Genomic DNA, 2,398 nt, shown 5'->3' with positions numbered 1-2,398 from the left:
CGCGCGCACGGCGTTGCGGCTCCCTTGTGCAGAATGACTGCACGGCAGTCACCGCGCCTTGTTCGCACGCAAAAGCGACTCGAGCGCGAGCGTGTCCATGGATCAGTGTTTCCCTAAGCGGGTGGGTCCCCTGCACGCCGTGAGTGAATCCCGGAATCCTTCGCAGCCCACGGGCAAGGGCGGGCGTGGCAAGCGCCCGCGCAGCACGCCCGAGCAGCGTGCCCGCCACGCACGCTCGGTCGCGCGGCGCCGTGCCATGCAGGCGCTTTATTCCTGGCAGATGACGGCGGCCGAGCCCAAGGACATCCTGGCCGAGTTTCGCGACGACGAGGAGCACGCCAAGGCGGATGCCGAGTACTTCCGCGAGATCCTGATCGGCGTGACCCGCAACCGCGAGGCGCTCGATGCCCGCATGGAGCCGTACCTGGGCCGCCCGCTGGACCAGCTGGATCCGGTCGAACGGGCCCTGCTGTGGCTCGGCCAGTGGGAGCTCGCCGAGCGCATCGATGTGCCCTACCGCGTCGTGATCAACGAGGCGGTGGATCTGGCCAAGCGTTTCGGCGCCGAGCAGTCGCACCGCTACATCAACGGGGTGCTGGATCGGCTCTCTGCCGACCTGCGTGGCCCCGAGCGTTCCACCCAGCGCTGATTCCCGTGGGCCGCCTCTCGCCATGACCGGTCCCGACTCCGAATTCGATCTGATCCGGCGCTACTTTGCCGAGCCGGCCAGGACCAGCCCGGACGTGCTTCTGGGCATTGGCGATGACGCGGCGCTGCTTGGAGTACAGGCCGGTCAGGAGCTGGTTGTCACGGTCGACACCCTGGTCGAGGGCACGCATTACTTCCCCGACCACCCGCCGGCCAGCCTCGGGCACAAGGCCCTGGCCGCCAACCTGAGCGATCTCGCCGCGATGGGGGCCGATCCACTGGGGGCGGTCCTGTCCCTGACCCTGCCTTCCGTCGACCATGACTGGCTGGCGGCCTTCAGCCGCGGGTTTCTGGCGCTGGCCGAACAGGCCTCGGTTCCGCTGGTCGGTGGTGATACGACCCGTGGTCCCGGGGCGATCAGCGTGACCGTGCTGGGACAGGTCCCGGCCGGACAGGCCCTGCGGCGTGCCGGTGCCCGCCCCGGCGACCGACTGGTGGTCAGCGGCGCGCTGGGCGGGGCGGCCGGCGGGCTGGCCTTCGAGCAGCAGCGCCGCGAGCAGGGCCAGCCGACGGATGAGCAGTCCCCGGATTGCGCCCGCCTGTTCTGGCCGAATGCGCGCCTGGCACTGGGGCGCGGCCTGCGCAATCGGGCGCGCGCCGTGATCGATATCTCGGACGGCCTGCTGGCCGATCTTGGGCACTTGTGTGCGGCATCCGGCTGTGGTGCCCGGGTCGACTGGTCGCAGGTGCCGGTCGACCCGCTGCTGGAAGGGCAGCCCGAGGAAGTGGTTCGCGATTGGGCGCTGGCCGGTGGCGAGGACTACGAACTGCTGTTTGCCCTGCCGCCGACCGAGCCGCTGGAGCTGCTGAGCCTGAGCGTGCGCACCTCGCTGACCGTGATCGGCGAGTTCACCAGCGGCAGCGAGATCGAGGTGGTGGATGCCGAAGGCGCGCGGCTGGACGTCGCGCGCCGGGGCCACGATCATTTCGCGGGTTAGCCTGCATAGACACAAGCCTATCCAAGCCAAGGGACGTCATGGCCAGGAAGAAGACCGGCGCCGGTGCGGCGCCCGCTCACAGCTCAAAGCCGAAGATGCCGTCGGCGAAGACGGTGTTTACCGACCCGATCCACCTGCTGGCCTTCGGGTTCGGGAGTGGCCTGTCGCGCTGGGCACCGGGGACGACCGGGTCGCTCGGCGCGCTGGTGCTCTACTTCGCGATCATGAACTTCCCGGAGTGGGCGTATCTGGCCGTCACCGTGCTCGTGGTCATGGCGGGGTTCCACATCTGCGGGGAGAGCGCGCGCCGGCTGGGCGTGCACGACCATCCCGGGATTGTCTGGGACGAATGGGCGGGGATGCTGATTACCCTGGCCTTCGCACCCGCGGGGCTGGTCTGGATCGTGATCGGGTTCCTGCTGTTCCGGCTGTTCGACATCCTCAAGCCGTGGCCGGCCAACTACTTCGACGCCAAGTGGAAGGATGGCCACGGGATCATGATGGATGACGTGGTCGCCGGCCTCTATGCCGGGTTCGCGCTGGTGATCCTCGCGGCGCTGTTCCAGCAGTTCTTCGTGCAGTAGTCGGCTCGCCGTGGTGATGCCTGTTGATGGGATTCGCTTCGCTCATCCCATCCTACGAGGTTGGTGGCGCGCTGTAGATACCGTCTTGCCCTATGAGGGGCAAGGCGTGTCATTTCGGGGTTGATACGGGGTTTGCGACTTGAGGACGCCGAAGGCGATGTGCAGGAG

At 68.2% G+C, this 2,398-nt stretch carries 3 protein-coding genes; all 3 read left to right on the top strand.

Annotated elements, in window-relative coordinates; all coding sequences use genetic code 11:
• Positions 1–97: 97 nt before the first annotated feature.
• The 3 genes from nusB to G372_RS0100050 are packed head-to-tail and all read left to right on the top strand — an operon-like array spanning position 98 to position 2,230.
• Positions 98–649 (top strand): transcription antitermination factor NusB, encoded by a 552-nt coding sequence (gene nusB / locus G372_RS0100060; RefSeq protein ID WP_081621292.1) that lies wholly within the window; start codon positions 98–100, stop codon positions 647–649.
• A 22-nt stretch (positions 650–671) separates the two neighbouring features.
• Positions 672–1,646, top strand: a complete 975-nt coding sequence (gene thiL, locus G372_RS0100055) for a thiamine-phosphate kinase (RefSeq protein ID WP_019624823.1) — start codon at positions 672–674, stop codon at positions 1,644–1,646.
• A 38-nt stretch (positions 1,647–1,684) separates the two neighbouring features.
• Positions 1,685–2,230 carry a phosphatidylglycerophosphatase A family protein gene (locus tag G372_RS0100050; protein ID WP_019624824.1) on the top strand — a complete coding sequence of 182 codons (546 nt, stop codon included), beginning with the start codon at positions 1,685–1,687 and terminating at the stop codon, positions 2,228–2,230.
• Positions 2,231–2,398: the final 168 nt, after the last annotated feature.

The sequence above is a fragment of the Thioalkalivibrio thiocyanoxidans ARh2 genome, assembly GCF_000385215.1.
Lineage (GTDB): Bacteria > Pseudomonadota > Gammaproteobacteria > Ectothiorhodospirales > Ectothiorhodospiraceae > Thioalkalivibrio > Thioalkalivibrio thiocyanoxidans.
The sequence above is the reverse complement of the archived record's forward strand: the minus strand, read 5'-3'. Positions and strand labels throughout refer to the sequence as shown.

Bases quoted from the DNA above. Each gene is read 5' to 3' on its own strand.
- thiL (WP_019624823.1), top strand. From the start codon at position 672: ATGACCGGTCCCGACTCCGAATTCGATCTGATCCGGCGCTACTTTGCC.
- G372_RS0100050 (WP_019624824.1), top strand. From the start codon at position 1,685: ATGGCCAGGAAGAAGACCGGCGCCGGTGCGGCGCCCGCTCACAGCTCA.
- nusB (WP_081621292.1), top strand. From the start codon at position 98: ATGGATCAGTGTTTCCCTAAGCGGGTGGGTCCCCTGCACGCCGTGAGT.